The organism is Paenibacillus sp. ACRRX (assembly GCF_022346885.1).
Taxonomy (GTDB): Bacteria; Bacillota; Bacilli; order Paenibacillales; family Paenibacillaceae; genus Paenibacillus_B.
This window is the reverse complement of the sequence record NZ_JAKRNK010000005.1, coordinates 141,111-162,738: the sequence shown is the minus strand read 5'-3', so window position 1 is coordinate 162,738 and position 21,628 is coordinate 141,111. Positions and strand designations below refer to the sequence as shown.

Annotated in this window: 20 protein-coding genes; 18 read left to right on the top strand and 2 right to left on the bottom strand. The window is 46.4% G+C overall.

Features of this window, described 5'->3' with window-relative positions; translation table 11 throughout:
- Positions 1-87 precede the first annotated feature (87 nt).
- The 13 genes from galU (at position 88) to MH117_RS16310 (ending at position 12,099) form a co-directional block, all read left to right on the top strand.
- Positions 88-1,038 carry a UTP--glucose-1-phosphate uridylyltransferase GalU gene (galU, locus tag MH117_RS16370; RefSeq protein WP_239330127.1) on the top strand — a complete coding sequence of 317 codons (951 nt, stop codon included), beginning with the start codon at positions 88-90 and terminating at the stop codon, positions 1,036-1,038.
- Positions 1,035-2,378, top strand: a complete 1,344-nt coding sequence (locus MH117_RS16365) for a UDP-glucose dehydrogenase family protein (protein ID WP_239330126.1) — start codon at positions 1,035-1,037, stop codon at positions 2,376-2,378. The genes galU and MH117_RS16365 overlap by 4 nt, the downstream gene beginning before the upstream one ends.
- A gap of 31 nt (positions 2,379-2,409) precedes the next feature.
- Entirely contained in the window at positions 2,410-3,081 is a 672-nt protein-coding gene (locus MH117_RS16360; RefSeq protein ID WP_239330124.1) for an acetyltransferase, read from the top strand.
- A 9-nt stretch (positions 3,082-3,090) separates the two neighbouring features.
- Positions 3,091-4,245, top strand: a complete 1,155-nt coding sequence (locus MH117_RS16355; protein WP_239330121.1) for a DegT/DnrJ/EryC1/StrS family aminotransferase — start codon at positions 3,091-3,093, stop codon at positions 4,243-4,245.
- Positions 4,246-4,482, top strand: a complete 237-nt coding sequence (locus MH117_RS16350) for a hypothetical protein (protein WP_239330119.1) — start codon at positions 4,246-4,248, stop codon at positions 4,480-4,482. It begins immediately after the preceding gene.
- Positions 4,482-5,090: a sugar transferase gene (locus MH117_RS16345; protein ID WP_343224466.1), complete on the top strand. Its 609-nt coding sequence runs from the start codon at positions 4,482-4,484 to the stop codon at positions 5,088-5,090. The genes MH117_RS16350 and MH117_RS16345 overlap by 1 nt, the downstream gene beginning before the upstream one ends.
- A 62-nt stretch (positions 5,091-5,152) precedes the next feature.
- On the top strand, positions 5,153-5,902 hold the full coding sequence (locus MH117_RS16340; RefSeq protein ID WP_239330115.1) for a methionyl-tRNA formyltransferase: 750 nt from the start codon (positions 5,153-5,155) through the stop codon (positions 5,900-5,902).
- Between the two features lie 56 nt (positions 5,903-5,958).
- Positions 5,959-7,071: a lipid II:glycine glycyltransferase FemX gene (locus tag MH117_RS16335; protein ID WP_239330113.1), complete on the top strand. Its 1,113-nt coding sequence runs from the start codon at positions 5,959-5,961 to the stop codon at positions 7,069-7,071.
- 146 nt (positions 7,072-7,217) lie between these two features.
- The gene (locus MH117_RS16330) at positions 7,218-9,074 is read left to right on the top strand and encodes a glycoside hydrolase family 55 protein (RefSeq protein WP_239330111.1); all 1,857 of its coding nucleotides are present in this window, start codon (positions 7,218-7,220) and stop codon (positions 9,072-9,074) included.
- Between the two features lie 95 nt (positions 9,075-9,169).
- A complete protein-coding gene (gene rfbC, locus MH117_RS16325) occupies positions 9,170-9,718 on the top strand; it encodes a dTDP-4-dehydrorhamnose 3,5-epimerase (protein ID WP_239330109.1) in 549 nt (182 codons plus the stop codon).
- A gap of 15 nt (positions 9,719-9,733) precedes the next feature.
- Positions 9,734-10,609: a dTDP-4-dehydrorhamnose reductase gene (gene rfbD / locus MH117_RS16320; protein ID WP_239330107.1), complete on the top strand. Its 876-nt coding sequence runs from the start codon at positions 9,734-9,736 to the stop codon at positions 10,607-10,609.
- Between the two features lie 162 nt (positions 10,610-10,771).
- On the top strand, positions 10,772-11,764 hold the full coding sequence (locus MH117_RS16315; protein ID WP_239330105.1) for an LCP family glycopolymer transferase: 993 nt from the start codon (positions 10,772-10,774) through the stop codon (positions 11,762-11,764).
- A gap of 83 nt (positions 11,765-11,847) precedes the next feature.
- Positions 11,848-12,099: a hypothetical protein gene (locus MH117_RS16310; RefSeq protein WP_239330103.1), complete on the top strand. Its 252-nt coding sequence runs from the start codon at positions 11,848-11,850 to the stop codon at positions 12,097-12,099.
- Between the two features lie 160 nt (positions 12,100-12,259).
- Here MH117_RS16310 and MH117_RS16305 read toward each other — a convergent pair whose 3' ends face one another.
- The gene (locus tag MH117_RS16305) at positions 12,260-12,715 is read right to left on the bottom strand and encodes a bactofilin family protein (protein WP_239330100.1); all 456 of its coding nucleotides are present in this window, start codon (positions 12,713-12,715) and stop codon (positions 12,260-12,262) included.
- Positions 12,716-12,768: 53 nt separating this feature from the next.
- Positions 12,769-13,794 carry a M23 family metallopeptidase gene (locus MH117_RS16300; RefSeq protein ID WP_239330098.1) on the bottom strand — a complete coding sequence of 342 codons (1,026 nt, stop codon included), beginning with the start codon at positions 13,792-13,794 and terminating at the stop codon, positions 12,769-12,771.
- Between the two features lie 205 nt (positions 13,795-13,999).
- Here MH117_RS16300 and cls point away from each other — a divergent pair, with 205 nt between their 5' ends.
- From cls to MH117_RS16275, 5 genes are all read left to right on the top strand, one after another.
- The gene (gene cls, locus MH117_RS16295; RefSeq protein ID WP_239330096.1) at positions 14,000-15,421 is read left to right on the top strand and encodes a cardiolipin synthase; all 1,422 of its coding nucleotides are present in this window, start codon (positions 14,000-14,002) and stop codon (positions 15,419-15,421) included.
- 184 nt (positions 15,422-15,605) lie between these two features.
- On the top strand, positions 15,606-16,961 hold the full coding sequence (locus MH117_RS16290) for a dipeptidase (protein ID WP_239330094.1): 1,356 nt from the start codon (positions 15,606-15,608) through the stop codon (positions 16,959-16,961).
- A gap of 397 nt (positions 16,962-17,358) precedes the next feature.
- Entirely contained in the window at positions 17,359-20,511 is a 3,153-nt protein-coding gene (locus MH117_RS16285) for a DEAD/DEAH box helicase (protein ID WP_239330092.1), read from the top strand.
- 12 nt (positions 20,512-20,523) lie between these two features.
- Positions 20,524-20,907, top strand: coding sequence for an 8-oxo-dGTP diphosphatase MutT (gene mutT, locus MH117_RS16280; protein ID WP_239330090.1), 384 nt, complete (start codon positions 20,524-20,526; stop codon positions 20,905-20,907).
- 167 nt (positions 20,908-21,074) lie between these two features.
- Positions 21,075-21,467: a DUF1259 domain-containing protein gene (locus tag MH117_RS16275; RefSeq protein WP_239330088.1), complete on the top strand. Its 393-nt coding sequence runs from the start codon at positions 21,075-21,077 to the stop codon at positions 21,465-21,467.
- The last annotated feature ends 161 nt before the right edge of the window (positions 21,468-21,628 follow it).

The window sequence follows — 21,628 nt, the reverse complement described above, 5'->3', positions numbered from 1 at the left end:
CAACAGGGCTTGGCAATGAGATGTGATGTCCTCACAGGACGATAGTTAGAGAGCACTACACGTAGAATTACAGACGGAGGCGTTAAAATGACGATACGCAAAGCGATAATACCGGCTGCAGGTCTAGGCACACGCTTCTTGCCAGCCACCAAGGCTCAGCCTAAGGAAATGCTCCCCATCGTGGATAAACCGGCCATTCAATATATTGTCGAGGAAGCGATAGCCTCCGGCATTGAAGATATTTTAATTATAAGTGGACGCGGCAAACGTGCAATTGAGGATCATTTCGATAAATCGTTCGAATTGGAAGAAAGCTTGGCTGCTGCTGGGAAGTATGAAGCATTAGCGGAAATACGCGGCATCTCGAATTTGGCGAACATTCACTATATTCGTCAGCAGGAACCAAAGGGGCTCGGCCATGCTATCTTATGCGCACGCTCGTTTATCGGCAATGAGCCATTTGCAGTGCTGCTTGGTGATGATATTGTGCAGTCGCAAGTTCCATGTACGAAACAATTAATCGACGTATACGATCGTTATCACAGTTCGGTTGTCGGTGTACAGTGGGTGCCTGATGCGGACGTTAACAAGTACGGCATTATTGAACCTTATGACAACCCTGGCGAAGGAAACGTGCTTAATACGCGATCTCTCATCGAGAAGCCGCAGCCAGGGCAGGTAGATTCGAACTTTGCTATTATGGGCAGATATGTGCTGAGACCGGAAATATTTGAAGCATTGGAAACACAGGCTCCAGGAGCTGGTGGTGAAATTCAACTAACGGATGCAATACGCCGTCTCAATGAACATCAAGCTGTGCTTGCTTACCAATTTGCAGGAATTCGTTATGACGTCGGGGACAAATTGGGCTTCTTGAAGGCGACGATCGATTTCTCGCTGCAGCGGGATGAGCTTAGAGACGCGATGATTGCTTATCTGGGCGATACGCTTGAGCGTATTACCGTTTCTTCCTTTATTCCGACAGAGGTTCAAGAGGTTCAGGTTCCTTCAGCCGCAGCAGGAGGAACAAGCAGATGAGTGAACGCAAAATTGCAGTTATTGGCACCGGGTATGTTGGACTTGTCTCGGGAACCAGCTTTGCACATGCCGGGCATGACGTCACTTGCTGCGATGTGGACCATGGCAAGATTGAGCGCCTTCGTCAGGCTGATATTACTATATATGAGCCGGGATTAGATGTGCTTGTAAGCGAAAATATGCGACAGGGCAGACTTCACTTTACGACAAATATTGAAGAAGCCGTGCAGCAATCTGAATTTATCTTTATTGCAGTTGGAACACCTATGTCGGAATCCGGTGAAGCGGATATGACTTATATTCAGAGTGCCGCCCGCATGATTGGCAAAGCGATCAATGCATATAAAATTGTAGTCACCAAAAGTACGGTACCCGTAGGTACGGGGCGGAAGCTGGAGCAGTGGATTCGGGAAGAAGCTCCTCATGCGCGCTTTGATGTCGTATCCAATCCGGAGTTTCTTCGTGAGGGTTCGGCGGTCTATGACTCTTTAAACATGGAGCGTGTAGTCATTGGCGCAACACAGCCGTCAGCGGCTGATGCTGTGGCTGAAATATATGAACCCTTTGGCTCTGTGATGGTGAAGACAACGCTGGAGAGCGCGGAGATGATTAAATATGCTTCAAACACGTTTCTAGCGACTAAAATATCGTTTATTAACGCGATAGCCAACCTGTGCGAGCGCTTGGGGGCGGATGTGGAAGAGGTTGCACACGGCATGGGGCTTGATGGCCGGATCGGACATCGGTTTCTGCAAGCAGGCATCGGGTATGGCGGCTCCTGCTTCCCAAAAGATACTTATGCGCTTCAGTACATGGCCCGTGAGCAAGGGTACGACTTCTTGTTGTTGGATGCCGTGATTGAAACGAATGAACGGCAGCGACTGCTGGTCATCGAGAAGCTGAACAAGGCTTTAGGTGATGTTAAGGGGAAGCGAATCGCCGTGTTAGGACTATCGTTTAAGCCCAATACAGACGATATGCGTGATGCTCCTTCTTTAACGGTCGTTCCGATCATGACTCGACTTGGGGCAAACGTCAGGGTGTATGATCCGATTGCAGCTGAAGAAGCACGCAAGCACCTTGGTGATTCCGTTACCTATTGTGAATCGGTATACGAAGCAGTGGAGCAGTGCGACGCGTGTATCGTGTTGACGGAGTGGGAGACGATTGTCAAGGCAGATTGGCAGATGATCAGGAGCGCAATGGCAGCTCCCATCCTTATCGACGGTCGCAATTGCTGGCCTTTGGAAGACATGCATAAGTCAGGTTTCTATTATGACTCTATCGGGCGCGAGCTTATTCCATCCTTTGCTCAAGAGAAAGTCCAGGTGACGATGTAGACGATACTGAAATAAGAAGGAACAATGAAATATGAACCCATTAATCATTATAGGTGCCGGCGGCCAAGGCAGGGAAGTCGCGCAGTGCGTCCGGGATATTAATCGTATCCAGGATACCTGGAAGCTGATCGGTTATGTCGACGATAACGAGGACATACACGGGATGAAGCTAAACGATATTCCGGTAGTGGGCTCGCTGAAATGGTTAACCAAAGAGGCCATTCGCGATGTCTATGTCGTATGCGCCATCGGCAGTTCTCTCGTACGGAGAAGCACGCTTGATCGCATTGAACGAACAGGATTGGCTCCCCGCTATGCCACGATTATTCATCCAACCTCCGTTATAGCAGAGGATGCGGATATTAGCGAAGGAGCAATCGTATGCGCGCATACGATTGTATCGACAAACGTGAAGCTGGATAAACACGTCATTATCAACTATGGTGCCTCGATCGGGCATGACTCTACGTTAAGGACTTGTGTAACGATACTGCCAGGTGCACGGATCTCAGGTCATGTATTGTTAGAAAGCGGATGTGATATCGGCTCCAATGCTGTAGTGATTCCGATGAACACGATAGGCGAGAACACAATCGTTGGCGCAGGCGCAGTCGTCACACGTTCTCTGCCACCTTTCTGTACGGCTGTTGGTGTTCCTGCCAAGCCAATCAAGTATCATAACATCATTCATAACAGTAGGTAGGTGCAAGTGATGAATCAAGAACGAATTTATTTATCCCCGCCGCATATGGGCGGGGAGGAACAGCTGTATGTGGCCTCTGTATTCGACAGCAACTGGATTGCACCGCTTGGGCCTATGGTGGACCAATTTGAACGTGAATTAGCCAGCAAGGCAGGCTGTGCGGGTGCAGTAGCTTTAAGCTCCGGCACCGCTGCTATTCATCTTGCTTTGCGGCTGCTCGACATCGGTCCAGGAGATCGAGTATTTTGCTCGACTCTGACGTTTGTAGCGAGTGCAAATCCGATCTTGTATGTCGGGGCTGAACCGGTATTTATTGACTCGGAGCCTGATACTTGGAACATGTCGCCTCAAGCATTGGAACGTGCATTCGAAGATGCCGCACGGAGAGGAAAGCTGCCACGAGCTGTGGTTGTCGTTCACTTGTACGGGCAAAATGCGGATATGGACCCGATCGTTGCCGTCTGCGAGCGATATGGCGTACCCATTGTTGAGGATGCCGCTGAATCGCTCGGCGCAACATACAAACATACGATGAGCGGCGCGATAGGCAAGTTCGGTATCTACTCTTTTAATGGAAACAAAATTATTACGACTTCGGGTGGCGGAGCGTTACTATCAAATGATCTGCCGGCATTGGAGAAAGCGCGTTATTGGGCGACCCAAGCACGAGATGCTGCAAGACATTATGAGCATTCTGTCATGGGATACAATTATCGACTTAGCAATGTGCTGGCGGCAATTGGAGTAGGACAACTGGCTGTACTATCGCAGAAAGTGGAGGCAAGAAGGCAAATATTTGCTCGGTATGAAGCGCATTTATCGCCTATGGAAGGTATCGTTATGATGCCAGAAGCAGCATTCGGCATGTCTACGAGATGGTTGACAGCCTTGACCTTGGAACCAGACGTGTATGGAATAACCGCCCATGAAGTGGTGGATCATATGGCACAGCTAAATATCGAATGCCGGCCGGTATGGAAGCCGATGCATTTGCAGCCGTTGTTCAAAGGCACGGACTATTATGAGCATGAGGAAGGTACAAGTGTCAGCGATCGACTCTTTAGACATGGCATATGTTTACCTTCAGGTTCTAACTTGACGGAGAGCCAGCAAGAACGAGTAATCGAGGGCATACAGTCGATGTTATATGCACTGGCGAGGTAGATGAGGACAGAGACAACGTCTAGCGTTTGCGATGCCAAGCGGTTGGAAGCTGGCCAATCGGTAGAACTTGGAGAGCATGCGCAAGCTTGTCATGACGGGCGATATACAGCCATAACCAACGAGTTGGCGTTATTTGTCCAACGAATGGAGCAAGTGAAAGCAGAGGATGTTACAGTACACTCGGCAATTGAACAAATGAAACATATTCTGTGCAAATATATGGGTAATGTGGGGTAATAGAGATGAAAAGGTGCTTTGATATCACGGTAGCATCGATCTTACTGTTGTTGTTAAGTCCAATTATGCTGTTAACGGCCTTATTTGTACGGATTCGAATTGGAAACCCAATCTGGTTTCTCCAAGAACGTCCTGGCAAAGAGATGAAGTCATTCCATTTATACAAATTTCGTACGATGACGGATGCCAGAGACTCAAACGGGGATCTTCTTCCTGATGAGAGTCGGCTCACAAAGGCAGGAATCTTCCTGCGCCGCCTTAGTCTGGATGAGCTGCCGCAGCTTATTAATGTGCTGAAAGGTGATATGAGTCTGGTCGGGCCTCGTCCTCTGCTTGTCAGATATAATCCCTATTATACATCTAAAGAATTAACTCGCTTTAAAGTGAGGCCCGGAATAACAGGCCTTGCCCAAATTTCAGGTAGGAATATGCTCTCGTGGGAAGAGCGATTTGAATTGGATGCTCATTACGTCGAACATTGGAGCTTCCTTGTTGATATCCGTATCTTATGGCTGACTGTCATTCATGTTTTTGCACGTAAGGATGTGGCTATTTATCCGAGTCAGGCTGTGATGGATCTAGATAAAGAACGGCAGATGTTGATGTAGTTGACGGTGGATAGAAGGAGGCGGAGGGAACCTGCAAGAAGCCTAGAAGGAGGGGAAGGATGATGAATCTAATCTTATTGGGTAGTATGGGCATCGCTATTGAGTGCCTCGAATGGCTGCTGACACGTCCTGACTTCCGGATTGCAGGTGTCGTATGTTCCCGCGAACCGATGTCGGCTTGGAGGAAGACGATACAGGATCGCAACATGTTGGAAGTGGCAGAGGAAAGAGGAATCCCTATACTTGATATGGACGATCTGCAGCATGTGCAGGCTGACATTGGCGTAAGTGTGCGCTTCCATAAGGTGCTAAGGCGATCACATCTGAATCGATTCAAGCTTGGTGTCATCAATTTGCACGGTGCACCACTCCCTGAGATGAGGGGGTCTATGTGTGATGCCGCAGCTATTATGGAAGGGCGTAAAGAATATGGCACAAGCTTGCATTGGATGAATGAACGAGTTGATGCGGGAGATATCATTGATGTAAAGAGATTTCCTATTGAGCCACAGCATACAGTTTACGATTTATTTGAGAGTTGCAACCGGATCGGCTTGGAATTAATGAAGCAGTACCTCCCTCAGATTGCTGCAGGTAAGGCGGTGTCCACACCTCAGGACATTATGGCGGCCGAGATGGGTATCACACCTCAGACTTATAAGGTTGAGGATGTCAAAGCTTGCAAAGAAATTAAGCTGGGTACGCGGTCGGACCAGATCTGGAATGTGGCGCGAGCGTTCCAATTTCCAGGGCATGAGCCGGCGTACATCCGTTCCGGCTCGGGCAAGATCTATGTATCAATACAGGGATAAGAGCATTGCTTGATGGCATGCCGAGTCAGGCAGCATTATGTGGAGGGTGGAGCTTCATGGAAGCAGTCGTTGTATATAACTTGGAACAGGATAAGGAATGGAATGAATTGATCCGTGCGATACCAGAAGCAGATATTTACTTTACTGCTGATTATTGCCGCATTTACGAAGAGAACCGCGAAGGAAAAGCGCAGTTGTTCGTATATCGTGAAGGGGATGGCTATATTTGCTACCCCTTCCTTTTAAGAGATGCATCTCGGCAGCCTGGTTTCACGGAATTACATAATGGAGAGCCTGTGTATGATATTACGACCCCATACGGATACGGTGGGCCCATAAGCAATGTGGATGACCCTGCAAAACGTGAAGCGATGTTTCGTCGCTTTGAGCAGGAGTTTGATGAGTATTGCAAGACAGAGCGTATAGTAACGGAGTTTGTACGTTTTCATCCGCTGTTGAACAACGCTCAGTACTATCAGGATTGCAATCCAGAGTACGTGCGCAATACGATATTCATAGATTTGACGATGGACGAACAAAGTATTATGCGCCAATACTCACGCGATAACCGCAATCGCATTCGGCGGGCAGAACGTGAAGGGCTGGTGGTGAAACTCACTCCTTTATCCGAACTCGATGATTTGTTAAGGCTATACTATTCGACGATGTGCAAGAAACAAGCCAATTCCTATTATTATTTTAAAAAAGATTTCTTTGAGAATACCGTCGGTTATTTGCGGGAAAATATTAAACTACTGCAAGTTATTCGCAATGATCAGGTCATTACGTCATGTTTGTTTATGCATTATGGTGATTATGCGCATTATCATTTGATGGGATCGGACAACGAGCATTTGAAATGCGCGCCTGTAAATCTGCTTATTCATAAAGCCGCGATGTGGGCCAAGTCAATTGGCTGCAAAGTATTGCACCTTGGGGGCGGGTACTCAGGGAATGATAATTTATATCGGTTCAAACGAAGCTTTAATGAGCATCAGGCAGCTGATTTCTACGTAGGTAAGCGGATTCGAAATGAGGAGTTATATAATTTATCGATTCAGTGCCTAGGGATAGGACTGCTGCAAGAAAAGTATTTTCCCATTTACCGCAATCCCGAAGTGATGAATTCAATAGGTAAACTAGTCGAACAAGCCGCTGCGTTTATGTAACGGCTTGTTGTCGTTGTATAAAAATACGAAATATTAGTTGTCAGACTAAGCAACTTTACGTGGGAAATCATAGTATATGTTACGATTGCTCCTACTTGCTCAATTTATCGATAGGGGGGATCATACTTTGAAAGAAGGTGAGAGCATTGCGAAAAGAGAGGACGAAGATTCCGTATCTGGGAAGGTGGCTGCTAATTGTCTGTGTGATGTTAAGCGTCTTCATGCTGCAAGTGAACGACTTCCCTCCGATGAAAGCATCTGCATTAGATGCGCCTAAGCCGCAAGGAATTAGTATCAAAGCGTTTGGCGCCGTCGGAAATGGCATCAAGGATGATACAAAAGCACTTATCAAGGCAAGCAATCTATTGACAGGCACGATCTATTTTCCAACCGGAACCTATGTGTTAAACGACAACTTGATTTTTAACTCCAACCTTACGCTTGCATTTGGCGAGAATGCTAAAATACAAGTCGCTTCAGGGAAAAATTTATATATTAACGGAAAAATTGTTGCGGGGCTGTATAAAATATTCGGTGGTCAAGGGAACGTAGCAGGGACTGCTGCTATTAAAACCGTATATCCCGAATGGTTTGGAGCGCTTGGCAATTCGGTTCAGGATGACCGCCCATATATTCAGGCTGCTGTTAATTATGCTTCTCAATTAACGACCAATGCTGCCGTTCATTTTTCCGCGGGACGCACATATATATTAGGGACGATGACTATACCGGGCCAGACCTTTATCCAAATGCCGCAAAAGGTATCGCTTGCCGGCACTGGTACGCTTAAAATCGCAAATAAAATAGGGGTATACAACAACGTATTCGAATTTAAACTGCCAGTCAAAAACCTGTCGATTACTGATTTTACGATTGATTCCAATTCAATAAACAATCCGATTTCCTCTAAACCGACCGATTCTTATAACGCACGCCGCGAGATTATGATGTATACCGGAAGCGGCGTTAAGATCGCCAATATTACGGTGAAGAACAGCCTAGCGATCCACTCGATTATGGCGAACGTAGTGGCAGATATGACGATTACGGGCAATAAATTTTTGAACATGGGATCTGGAGCGACGTTCTTCTATGACACTTCGTGTATGTATTTAGTAGGAAATAACGTCCTTGTGTCAGGTAATTTCATCGAAGCGGGCGGTCCTGGAGCGAACACTGCCATTGAGATTCACGGTTCGACCAAGAGCGTGCTGAACAATACGATCAGCAAATACCGGACGGGTATCATTTACGGTCCTACTGACAATCCTGCGTATGAAAATAAGGACAATTTAATTGCAGGCAACCGGATTCAGAAAGCCGTATTTGGTATGAGTCTATGGGCTTCAATTGACCATGTAGGCACGTTAACCATTAAGAACAACAACATTTTGGTAAATGCACGGGGCGGTGGGTTTTTACCGACAAATGCGGCAGCAGCAGGGATTCAATTTTACAACAAAGGAAATTACTCCTGGACCAACCTTTCCATTCTGAATAACTTTATTGACTTCGAAAATCCGGGTGGAGGTTATATGACCTTATCCCCGAACGCAGCGGGTATTGATCTCACGTTGTTCAGCACAACAGCCAACATCACGGATATGCTGATTCGGGGCAATATGATTCGTAATTCGTACAGCAACGGTATCACCTGGGATGTGCATGGCGTATTAACAGACGTAACCGTGGAGAAAAACACGGTCGTTAATGCGGGTTCCTTGTATAGCGGCAAGGATGGCAACAGCGCAGGTATTGCACTGCTTGAAAATCGTTTGTTCCGAAATGTAATCATTCAGGATAACTCGATCGAGGATAACCGCACTCCATCCAAAATGTATACAGGTATGCTCCTGAGAAGTATTGGACCTTTGGATAATGCGAGCACACAACTGTATTGGATCAACAACTCCATTGTATCGGCTTCTCCGATGTTAAGCGGCAGCTTGATTATTAGTGAGGGAAATACACCTGTAATTATTCAAACACCTTTCTACCCTTAATTCAGCAAGCGCATAAAGGGGCAGGATGAATGCCCCTTTTATTGTTGTCTCATACTTAAGCAGGACCTACATCGGGATGAGCAGGGGGCAAAGTGATGAAGGTGACGCATACGACGCTGAATGACGTCTGGATTCTGGAACCGACCGTTCATGTAGATGACAGAGGCTTCTTTATGGAAAGCTATCATAGCAGCAGATTGCATGATTTAGGCATCGACATTACATTTGTTCAGGATAACCATTCGTTATCTGTTGTTCAAGGTACGCTCAGGGGACTGCACTACCAGTTGGCCCCTAAAGCGCAGACTAAGCTGGTACGTGTACTGGTGGGCGAAATATGGGATGTGGCGGTGGATATCCGGCCCCATTCATCTCAATTCGGGCAGTGGACCGGCGTAAAGCTGAGTGCTGAGAACAAACTCCAATTGCTTATACCGGCAGGCTTTGCTCATGGCTTCTGTACGCTAACCCCGTATGCCGAGGTATTGTATAAAGTAGACAATTATTATTCACCCGAACTTGATCGAGGAATACGCTGGAACGACTCGACGTTGAATATTCCATGGCCTTCGTCCTCACCTATCCTTTCGGACAAAGATGAGCGGCTGCCCTTACTCGTAGATGCAGAACTACCGGGTGACTAAAAGGGAGGGCGACTGATGATACGGAAAATACAACCGATTCTCATTACTGGCGCAGATGGGCAGCTTGGCAGGGATATACAAGCCGCATTGGATCAACGCGGCATTCCTTACGTGGCATGTGGCAGGAAGCAACTGGATGTCACCGATGTGGTAGCTGTTATGCAATGGATGCGCCATGAACAGCCAGGAGCGGTCATCCATGCAGCAGCCTACACGAAGGTGGATGAGGCAGAAAGCGAGTCAGATACGGCTTTCCGGATTAACGCCTATGGAACACGGAATATAGCTGCTGCCGCACAAGCAGTCGGCTCCAAGCTGATGTATGTCAGCACAGATTATGTCTTCGACGGGCGGTCCTTGAAACCGTACGACGAATTTGCCCGCCCGCGTCCAATCAATGTATACGGGGCATCCAAATGGCAGGGAGAGCAGTTTATTAAGCAGCTTCATCAGCGCGCTTTTGTCGTACGTACCTCTTGGGTATTTGGTAGACACGGGCATAATTTCGTGAAATCGATGATGAGGCTGGCTCGCGAGCAGTCTGAGCTGCAGGTCGTTCACGATCAGTTTGGTTGCCCAACATATACGGTTGATCTCGCGGAGACGATTGTGAATCTGCTTCAATCGGATTTGTATGGTACTTATCATGTAACAAACGCGGGTCCCTGCTCTTGGTACGACTTTGCGAGCGCCATTATGAAGGAGACGGGGATGCAGGTGCCAGTGCGGCCTGTGCCAACCTCACAATTTCCAAGGCCTGCCCGTAGACCGTCCTACTCCGTAATGGACGGGAGGGCGCTGCGGTTGAACGGATTCCAGCCGCTGCGCCACTGGCAGCAAGCGCTGCAGAATTGCGTGCAAGAGCTAAGGCAGGATGGCCTATGCGAATAAGATGGGCTATACGAATAAGAGTCTATGCAGGTTAAGCTATGAGTAGAGCGTTCTTAACGGAACCAGCTAAGCGGATGTGGATTACAGTAAAGATGCGTTATCAATTAGATTAGCGCTGTCTCGGGGATGGTACCAAGCTGACATGCGCTCTGGAGTGATCCGATGATAAAAATATGGAACCGTTGGCGACCTTGGCATAAGGTCGTCTTTATTGTGATGACGGCACTTCTGCTAGTGACCGCAGCGGTAGGTGGAACGTTATGGTACAAGCTGAGGAGCACGGCTAATGCGATGTATGAGCCATTGCCGCCGAGAAAGCTTGTCCCGTTAAACATGACAAAAGTCCATAACGGTAATAAGTCTGCTAACAAGCCTGTGGACACGTCCCCGTTATTGACAGACCCAAGCTTAAATGAAGGTCAGCCGTTTACGGTCCTTATTTTAGGGGTGGATGAAAGGAAGGGTGACGTCGGAAGGTCGGACAGCATGGCGATTGCTGTCATAAATCCGAAGTCAGGTAGGGTGACGATGGTGAGCATCCCGCGCGACACGCTGACGAAGATTGTCGGTCGAAATAAAGAGGACAAGATCAATCATGCCTACGCGTTTGGCGGTGTGGCGATGTCAGTGGCGTCTGTTGAGGGGATGTTCCAGATCCCGATCCATTATTATGTAAAGACAAATATGGAAGGCTTTCAGACGATGATTGATACGATAGGCGGGGTAGAAGTAAAGAATCAATTTCCGTTTGAACTGGATGGGGTTCACTTTGCGCAGGGCGACCTGCATTTGGCTGGATATGAGGCTTTGGCTTATGTACGGATGCGCAAGCAGGACCCGAACGGGGACTTCGGTCGTATGGACCGTCAGCGGGAAGTGCTGCAATCGGTCTTAAAGCGCGCGGCATCTCTCCAAGGGATGACACACTGGACAGCTTTACTCGACACGATGAAAAATTACATCAAAACGAATTTTCGATTTGAAGATTGGCAAAATGTTATGGTGCACTATATGTCAACTTTGAAAGAGGTCGAAAAAATAGCGGTTCAAGGTCGGAGCGCTAGAATCAACGGTATCTATTACTGGCTGGTGGATGATCAAGAGAGAGTGCGAATTCACGAACTGCTTCGTAACAAATTGGAGCAATCTGCTTGACAAGGAGCTCGTTATAACGTACATTATTGATACGAAATGTAGCAAATGGAAAAGTTTACACTTTTCCCAACAGGAGGGTTGCCTTGTACATGGAGACCTTGGATACGTCACACCATCTGTCGCAGAAGCCGGTGTACTGCCTCGGCTGTCGCGAGCCTGTATCGGCAGAACGAAGCACCATGCAATTCCGCACGGGATTCTTCCGCGGGCATATTCCATTAGGTGCATGCAGCACCTGTGTCCGTGAGCACAAGATGCTCGGCATCCTATGGACGGCCATGGCAACAGGCACTCCTTATGATTGCTTGATTCAGCACGAACGCTTGTCTTATTAATCTGGTCTTTCTATTGAATTGAGCAGTTTCTGCCATTGCTCAGCTATCCATCCACGCTGTGGCAGAACGTGCTGAGCAAGCACTGAGCAAGCACAGCACAAAGCAGCACCCCCTAATCGGTATTCCTACCTCCTCTATATGGAACAAGAAGCAAGGGGGATTAACCCGCTTGCTTCTCGTTCACTTTGTGATCTGGATTGGGCTTCCCCTCCGCATTAACTTTGCTTGTTGGCTTCTGCTTGTTATCCCCAGCCTGCTCCAGCCGCTCCATTTGACTGCTTCCGTTAAGAATACCGCCCTCCTGAATGACAAGCCACTGTGATTCGCAATTACCAGACACGATTCCCGACGGGGTGATTGTGATCTTGCCGCTGCTCTTTAGCTCCCCGAATACTTTACCCGCAATAATGATTTGCTGCGCCTCGATATTGGAATGCGCCTCTCCCTTTTCCCCAATCACAACGATGCCATCGCTTCTGATTTCCCCTTTAAACGCGCCGTCAATACGTAGATTAGAAGGGGAGTGAATGATTCCTTCCATTTCCGTACCGTAGCTGATCAGTGTGTCTGTAGATGGAATGGAGCGTGTGCTTGCAGATTTGGATTTACCTAACATGATAAGCTCACCTCGATTACATATTTTGAAGGATACATACAGCTCAACTTGCTTTAATAGGTGTCCTTGCCGCCTGCTTCCACTTGGGTATGGCTGTGCTGCATATACGGAGAGGGATCAATAGGCGCACCTTGCTGGACCACTTGAAAATGTAAATGGGGCCCTGTGCTGCGCCCAGTGTTGCCTACTTTGCCGATCAGGTCGCCCTTTGACACGTTATCACCGGGTTGGATGGAAAGCCTGCTCAAATGCATATACCACGTCTCCAGGTTGTTGACATGTCGAATGATGATGTAGTTGCCGCGAGCGTGATTAAACTCTGCTGCGATAACCTGTCCATCTGCTGCTGCGTATACCGGATCGCCCACCTCGCCGCCGATGTCTATGCCCGCATGAAAGGCAGCACGTCCAGTCATCGGATCTTGACGGTATCCGAAGCTGGAAGTGAGGCGGCGTGACGTCGTCGGCCAGATGGACGGTGTGCCGGCTATCGTCGTTTGCTTCTGAATCGCCTGATTCAGGGTTGCGGGAGCAGATTGTGCCACCGTGTTCAGCATCTGCTGGACCTGCTTCAGCTCAAAGCTGGATTGACGGGCAAGCTGAATCAGTTCATCCGTGTCGGCGTACCATGCTTCGCCGCCAACTTGCTCAGTCTCCGTCCACGATGTTCGTGACAAGGACAGTTTAGGGGGCTTGGCAGCGGATTCGGAGCCCAGATGAGATTCCACGAAGTTCTCGAGTCTGTTCTCCAGATCACTCATTTGCTGTACGCGATGTTTGACGTCCTTTGCTTCAGCGGACAGACGGACGATTTCATTTTGCAGCCTGCGGATGGCTTCATCTTTATCTTTGACTGTGACATCGAGCGCTAGAGACTGACTGCTAAGCTGTCCTTTAAGCGTATTAATCTCTTTGGCAGAAGTGAACTGCATGGTGAGGATAAGACCAGAGATCGACATCAAGGCCGCAATCGGTACGGATACGATCAGCATCTTCGGGACATTGACTTGCTTGACTGCTTGCTCTGCATCTCTTATAACGAGCAATGTCATCGAATCGTTGAACCATCGCCGCTTCATAACATCACCTCCCGAATTGGTCATGCATGTTCCTCTTAATGCACTTTATTCCCTGCTTAGACAAAACATGACCACAAAACGTGACCAGCCTCTGTTTTGTCTGGCTCTTATTGTGTCTATATAGCCCTATGATAAATGAATGAATACAGGTACATGTGGGCAAGGCTGAACATAGGCCATGATAAGATGAGGAGAATTGTGTGCAATGATATGGTGGATCATCGGACTACTGTTCTATATATTTCAGTTGTTTACCATCCTTGTGTTGGAGTACAAGCATCCCGCTAAGGCAGTCGCCTGGCTGTGGATTTCATTTTGTATCCCGATAATCGGATTTGTCATGTACTATTTTCTTGCGCAAGAATATACGGCCAGAAGACGAATTCGTAAAAGCTGGTTTGTTGATCATGTGATCGAAGAGTTGGACTTTCTCCATGTTGTTCGCGATGTAGAGGAGCTTCAAAATGCTGAAATGAAACGGCAGGATCGTCTATTCCGTCTCATTTCAACCTTATCAGAAAGTCCGATCACAAGCTGCAACCGCACGCAGGTGCTGACGAACGGGCATGCCACATATGAAGCGATAGCCGAGGCGATCAAAGGGGCAGAGCATCATATTCATGTGGAGTTTTACATTATTAAGGACGATTCCATAGGAGCCATGTTCCAAAAGCTGCTGATTGACAAGGCACAGCAGGGCGTAAAGGTTCGTGTCATTGCCGACGGTGTCGGCAGCATCGAACTGAAACGACGTTATGTGAAGCAATTCGAAGATGCAGGTATTGAATTCCACTGGTTTCTGCCGGTATGGGTGTCCTTCTTCAAGCGGCGCCTCAACTATCGGAATCATCGAAAAATAGTTGTCGTGGACGGCAGGATTGGGTTTGTTGGCGGCATTAACATCGGTGATGAATATGTGAGTGGCAGTCCAAAGAGTGGCTTCTGGCGAGATACACATCTACAGGTTGAGGGGGATGCCGTATACACGCTGCAGGCGGTGTTTCTGCATGACTGGGCGTTTGCTTCGCAGCAGCGGCTCTTGGAGCGGGAGTTCTTTCCGCGTCATATCTGTCCCGGGAATGAACAGGTGAAGATCGTGCCAAGCGGGCCGGATACGAGCTGGGATGCGATTCAGGAGCTGTATTTTGGGGCACTGAGCTGCGCGAGCGAGCGTGTATGGATTATGACACCGTACTTTATCCCGGACATGGGGACGCAGCTTGCCTTAAAGACAGCAGGCGTAAGCGGTGTGGATGTAAGAATTATTATTCCGCACCAGTCGGACTCCAAGATCGTCGACTGGGCAGCGCGCTCGTACTTAGAGGAATTGATGCAATCGGGCGTGCGCTTCTTTGAGTATTACAAAGGCTTTGCCCATGCCAAGACGATGGTCATGGATCACTCACTGGCGTGCGTTGGCACGGCCAACATGGACATGCGCAGCTTTTTCAGCAACTTTGAGTTGAATGCAGTTATGTTCGATGAAGCGGTCATCGACTGCTTGGCACAGGATTTTGAGATGGACTTTGCAGACAGCAAGGAGATTGATTATGAGCAATTCGTCAAGCGATCACGCTGGCAGCGGGTGCTAGAAGGTGTGTCGCGGATGCTGTCGCCATTATTGTAAGAGGGGTGATGATGTGCTTGTCACCATGCCTGCTTACCCCGATGCCAGCTTGTCATCATGCCAGCATGTCGCCATGTCGCCATGTCGCTATTTCGGCATTTCGGTTATTTCCAATTTCGTAATTTCACAAATTGTCCAAAAGGCGTACAATAACGTTATACATATGAAGGAGGCGTTACTGATTATGAGTTATGAAACGTATTTTCAACAAAATAGAGAAAAGCATCTGACTGAACTAAAAGAATGGTTGTCGATTCCGAGCATATCGGCATTGTCTGCTCATAAAGAGGACGTAAACAAAGCAGCTTCATGGCTTGAGAAACATCTGAACAGCATTGGGTTGGAAAATGTGGTGGTGCACCAAACGAATGGGCATCCGATTGTGACCGCTGATTACTTGCATGCGCCAGGCCGCCCAACCATTCTGGTCTATGGCCACTATGATGTGCAGCCTGTAGATCCGCTGAACTTGTGGACGACTCCGCCGTTTGAGCCGGAGATCCGTGACGGCAAGCTGTACGCACGCGGCGCGACAGACGATAAAGGGCAGTTGTTCCTGCACATTAAGGCAATTGAAGCGATCTTAAAGGAAGAGAATGGGCTTCCAGTGAACATCAAGCTGTGCATCGAAGGGGAAGAGGAGATCTCAAGCGCAAGCTTGCCACCGTTCCTGGATGCAAATAAGGACAAGCTGGCAACAGACGCGGTCATCATCTCGGACACGTCGCTGCTTGAGCCAGGCAAGCCAGCAATCAGCACCGGTCTGCGCGGCCTGTGCTCGCTGGAGGTAGAAGTGAATACCGCTAACACGGACCTGCATTCCGGTACTTTTGGCGGTGGTGTTCCAAATGCGCTGCACGCGCTCGTGGCATTGCTCGCGACGCTGCATGATGAGCAGGGCCGTGTAGCCGTGGAAGGCTTCTACAAAGGCGTGCCAGAGCTGTCGCCGCTGATGCGTGAGGAGTTTGCGAAGCAAAATATGAACGAGCAGGCGCTTACGGATAAGCTGGGCCTCGACACGCTTTACGGAGAAGAGGGTTATTCCTTCGTGGAGCGCGTTGGCGCACGTCCGACGCTGGAGTTGAACGGCGTATATGGCGGCTTCCAAGGTGAAGGCACGAAGACGGTTATTCCGAAGGAAGCGCATGCGAAGATTACGTGCCGTCTAGTCGGCGACCAAGATCCGCAGGACATGCTCGACAAGATCAAAGCGCACCTGAACAAGCACATTCAGCCAGGCGCGACTTTGAAAATTACAGACGGCGAGAAAGCCCGCGCCTTCAACATCGATCCAACGGATCGTATGCTGCAAGTGGCGGCTGACGCTTATGCGAGCGTCTATGGCACTCGTGCCTTGTTCACGAAGGATGGCGGTTCGATTCCGATCGTGGAGACGTTCTCTCGTGTGCTGGAGGCGCCTGTTGTGATGATGGGCTTCGGCTTGCCGGACGAGAATCTGCATGCGCCTAATGAGCACTTTAACTTGGAGAACTTTGATAAGGGTCTGCTGACGATTGTGGAGTTCTTAAAGACGGTTTAAGCATAAATGAGAAACACCCCATGAGAGTCATGGGGTGTTTTTTTGCATTGCTGCGTTTATACGCATATAAATTTATGCTTTTCTGAATGTTTGAATACACAAGTTAACAAAGATCGCAATGCCGGTCCTTATTGGTTATGCGCTTCTGAGTTTTGACCACCAAGCCCAGAAAGAAACAGGGTTATGAATTGTTTATGTTATCCTTTCTAAGCATTATACTAAAATTGTCTCTAATAGATTATAAGTATATAATTATTTACATATAAAGACGATTAAAGCTTAACTTTTTTAAATGCATGAAACATGAAGGGCAAAAGTAAAAACCTCTTCAGTAAGGATGGGGTCTTCATCCATATCTTATATAAGAAGTGGACTTCAAAGGAGGTTGAAGTGTTTTATGAAGCTGGGACTTTATGAACAAATCATAAATAACCTAACGAGAAAACAGATTTCTGATCTGGACCCTTCTTTATACGAGATAGGTACAGAATCACTTGACCCGGAGGAAGCAAGAAAACAACTTTCGAATTATTTGGCTGCAGTGACTAGAAGAGCCCTAAAAATGATTCGGGAACAAAGTAACGATGATGACGATGCACTACTATTACAGGTTCGTACCTGTAATGATATTATTGCAACCCTTAAAAATATATTGGACCACGAGGAAATAAGTGAATGGCAGCTAGATGAACGCGGAGAGGTCTTAACTTATATATATTCGAAGCTAAACCATATTCGTGGTATTAAGGAAGATAGGGTTAATCGTCCTAAAACACCATTATCACAAAGCTCATTATTTACAGGCTCCCATTCTGAGCCCAATATGATGAGTGAGCTTAAACATGAGATTGTGACTTCGGATCAAGTAGATCTGTTAGTTTCCTTTATCAGATGGAGTGGATTGCGTCTCCTCATAGAACAGTTAGAGCGGTTTACTTCAAATGGAGGGCGTTTGCGAGTCATAACGACCACCTATATGGAGGCAACAGATTATAAGGCAATAATGGAACTCAGTAAGTTATCGAATACGGAAATCAAAATATCCTATGATATCGATCGAACACGACTTCATGCTAAAGCCTATCTATTTAAAAGAGATACAGGCTTCACTACAGCCTATGTTGGTTCGTCTAACCTATCTAATCCTGCGCTCACTAGTGGTTTAGAGTGGAATTTGAAGGTTACCGAGAAGGATGCTTATGATGTCTTGAAGAAAATAGAGGCTACCTTTGAAAGCTATTGGAATGACCGAGAGTTTAAGAGTTTCTCCATATCCGATATGGATCATCAATTACTACTTAAACAAGCACTTGGAAGGAAGAAGGAACAAAGCAGTAATCAAATATCCTTTCAGTTCAACATTGCACCCTATGATTACCAAAAGGAAATCCTTGAAAAGCTAGAAGCTCAAAGAGTGATCTATGGGAGAACGAAAAATCTGCTGGTTGCTGCTACTGGCGTAGGGAAGACTGTTGTTTCGGCCTTCGACTATAAGCGGTTTGCTCAGCGAAACCGTAGAGCAAGACTGCTATTTGTTGCTCATCGTGAGGAAATATTAAAACAAAGTCTCGATACATTTCGTTTTATCGTTAAGGACCTTAATTTTGGAGAACTTCATGTTGGGAGTTATCAAGCGGAATCAATTGATCACTTGTTTATCAGTATACAAAGCTTTAACACGTTACAGTTAGCTGAGAAAACAACACCAGACTTCTATGATTATATTGTAGTTGATGAATTCCATCATGCGGCGGCGCCTTCCTATCAAAAGCTTCTGTCTCATTATCAGCCCCAAATTTTATTAGGGTTGACGGCTACACCTGAGCGGATGGATGGGAAGGACATTATGCACTATTTTGACGACACAATTGCGGCTGAAATTCGTTTAACTGATGCAATTGATCGGAAACTGCTTTGCCCATTTCATTATTTTGGTGTGACGGATCATGTTGATTTGTCCAAAGTAAAATGGACAAGACGTGGCTATGATCTGAATGAGTTGGAGCATTTATTCACCCATAATAAAATCCGAGCTAGTCAAATCATGAACAGCTTGAAAAAATATGTAGCAGATTTAGAAGACGTCAAAGCACTTGGATTTTGTGTGAGTGTGAGCCATGCCCTCTATATGGCTAAAGTTTTCAATGAATCGGGAATATCTGCTATTGCATTGCATGGGAAGTCCAGCGACGAAGAGCGTAACTATGCAAAGGTAAGATTGGTTAACGGTGATGTGAAGGTTGTTTTCGTCGTCGATCTTTATAATGAAGGGATAGATATCCCAGAGATCAATACGATTCTATTTTTACGTCCTACGGAGAGTCTGACTATATTCTTACAGCAGTTGGGTCGTGGACTCCGTTTGGCAGAAGGCAAGGAATGCTTAACGGTTCTAGATTTCATTGGGCAAGCTCATAAAGAATATAATTTTCAGGAAAAATTCAGAGCACTGCTTGGAAAAACAAAGCACTCAGTTCAGCATTATATTGAAAATGGTTTTTCGAGCCTGCCACGAGGGAGCTTCATTCAACTTGAGAAACAAACAAAAGAGCACATCTTAAGAAATCTAAAGCAAACAACAATCAACCGAAAGAGCTTGGTCGTTAAACTGAAGTATTTTACAGAAGATACCGGATTAAGCTTAACGTTAGAAAATTTCACACGGTACCATGGAATAAGTCTTTATGATGTTTACGGTGGGCGAAATGGAAACCGGACATTCCGGGGGTTAATGGCTGAAGCGGGTTTGATCGATCCATTGGAATTTGAGAACTTGGAGATCCTGACGAAACGTATTCCAGCATTATTAAGCATGAACTCGCGGAGGCATCTAAGTTTTTTAATCGATTATCTTGAGGAAGAAAAACTAGTACAAACAGAAGAAGAGCGTCTGATGTTACACATGTTCTATTATACCTTCTATCGATCTGAGCCTAAAAAACAAGGTTTTCACGACATTATCGAGGGAGTTCAGTCTATTGTTTCCTGTAAGATGTTTAGGGATGAAATCTTAGAGATACTAAAATATAATTATGCGCATATCAATTTTGTTGATAAACAGAATGAGTTCCCCTATGCATGTCCGTTAGATCTGCACTGCAAATATTCGATGGATCAAGTGTTAGCAGCTTTTGACTTCTGGAATGAAGACAATGCTCCTGCGTTCCGTGAAGGAGTAAAGTATTTTGATGATAAGGGAACAGATATTTTCTTTATTACATTGAATAAATCTAACAAGGACTTTTCTCCGTCTACCTTATACGAAGATTATGCGATTAATGAAAGGTTGTTTCATTGGCAGACCCAAAGTCGAATTTCTGAAGGAACGAATACGGCTAAGCGATATGTAAACCATAAGCAGATGGGGACAAGAATCGCCTTATTTGTCCGTGAATATAAGGATCAGAATAATTACACCGCACCTTTCATTTTCTTAGGAGAAGCCGAGTACATGAAGCATGAAGGGAATAAACCGATGAGTTTTGTTTGGCGACTAAAGGAAGAGATGCCGCCGGAATTGGTGCCAGTAGCAAATAAGGCAATTGGATAGGATGTGATTGAGATGATTGAAGTGGCGGCGGCTATAATCGAAAATGAACTTGGTCAGATCTTAATCGCCAGACGAAAGCAGGGGAAATCACAAGAAGGCTTGTGGGAGTTTCCAGGTGGCAAGATAGAGAATAATAAGACTGTTGAGGATTGCCTTAAGAGAGAACTGTTGGAAGAAATGAATATTGTAATTCAACCATACGAATCGTTTGGTGTAAATGAGCATACTTATGGATCAACACATATACGTTTGTTTGCATATAAAGCTACTTTTGTTAGTGGTGAAATCGTATTGATTGATCATGATGAATATGAATGGGCACAGTCTAAAGACTTAGTAGAGTATGAATTTGCCTCAGCTGATATTAAGTTTGTTGAGATGCTAATAGGAAGTTAGTAAAGAAGGGGCATCTCAAATGGTTTTGGGATAGTCCCTTTTTTGAGCCCTTCATTTTCAGTCCAACTATATGATTGGAAAGTAACTGAAAACGTTATATCAGGCGATAATCTGAATCCATCCTGTAATTGTAGTCATATTATATATGAATACAGGGGGGAAGAAGCATGCCTAACAACGGTTCGATATGTGAGCGGTTCTCAAGAATTATTGGGGGTCAACCCGGCTTTGCCGGCGGAAAATGCGTATCTACTATAAATCGAAATCAAATAAGAGCAACAATTCTGGGAAAAAGATTTAGCGTAACTTCTTCTTTTTCGTTCGAATCCTTAAATAAAAGAACGGGTAGAGCGCTTTGTCTAGGTAGAGCGGCATTCCTAGAAAAAGAAGTTAATAAAATCGTCACAGCCATTCGTAGGCAAGGTATAAAAGTGACGTCTGTTCATAATGAGTGGCTATTCGAGCAGCCTCGCCTGATTTATATTAATATGGAAGTTATTGATAGACCTCTTGTGTTTGCAAGAAAAATACGACAAGCGTTAGATGCAATTCATAAATGAGAAGAGATTGAAGGGGGGATTTGGGGAACTCCTCCCATCATGCTAGCTACCTCTATCTACTCAAATCGTATGGAAGTTAACGTGAAGCTTCGGCCGGTTCCATACCTTGCTGAACTTTCATGTCGAGATTCACAAAGCTTTTGATCATTTTTTTGAAGGCC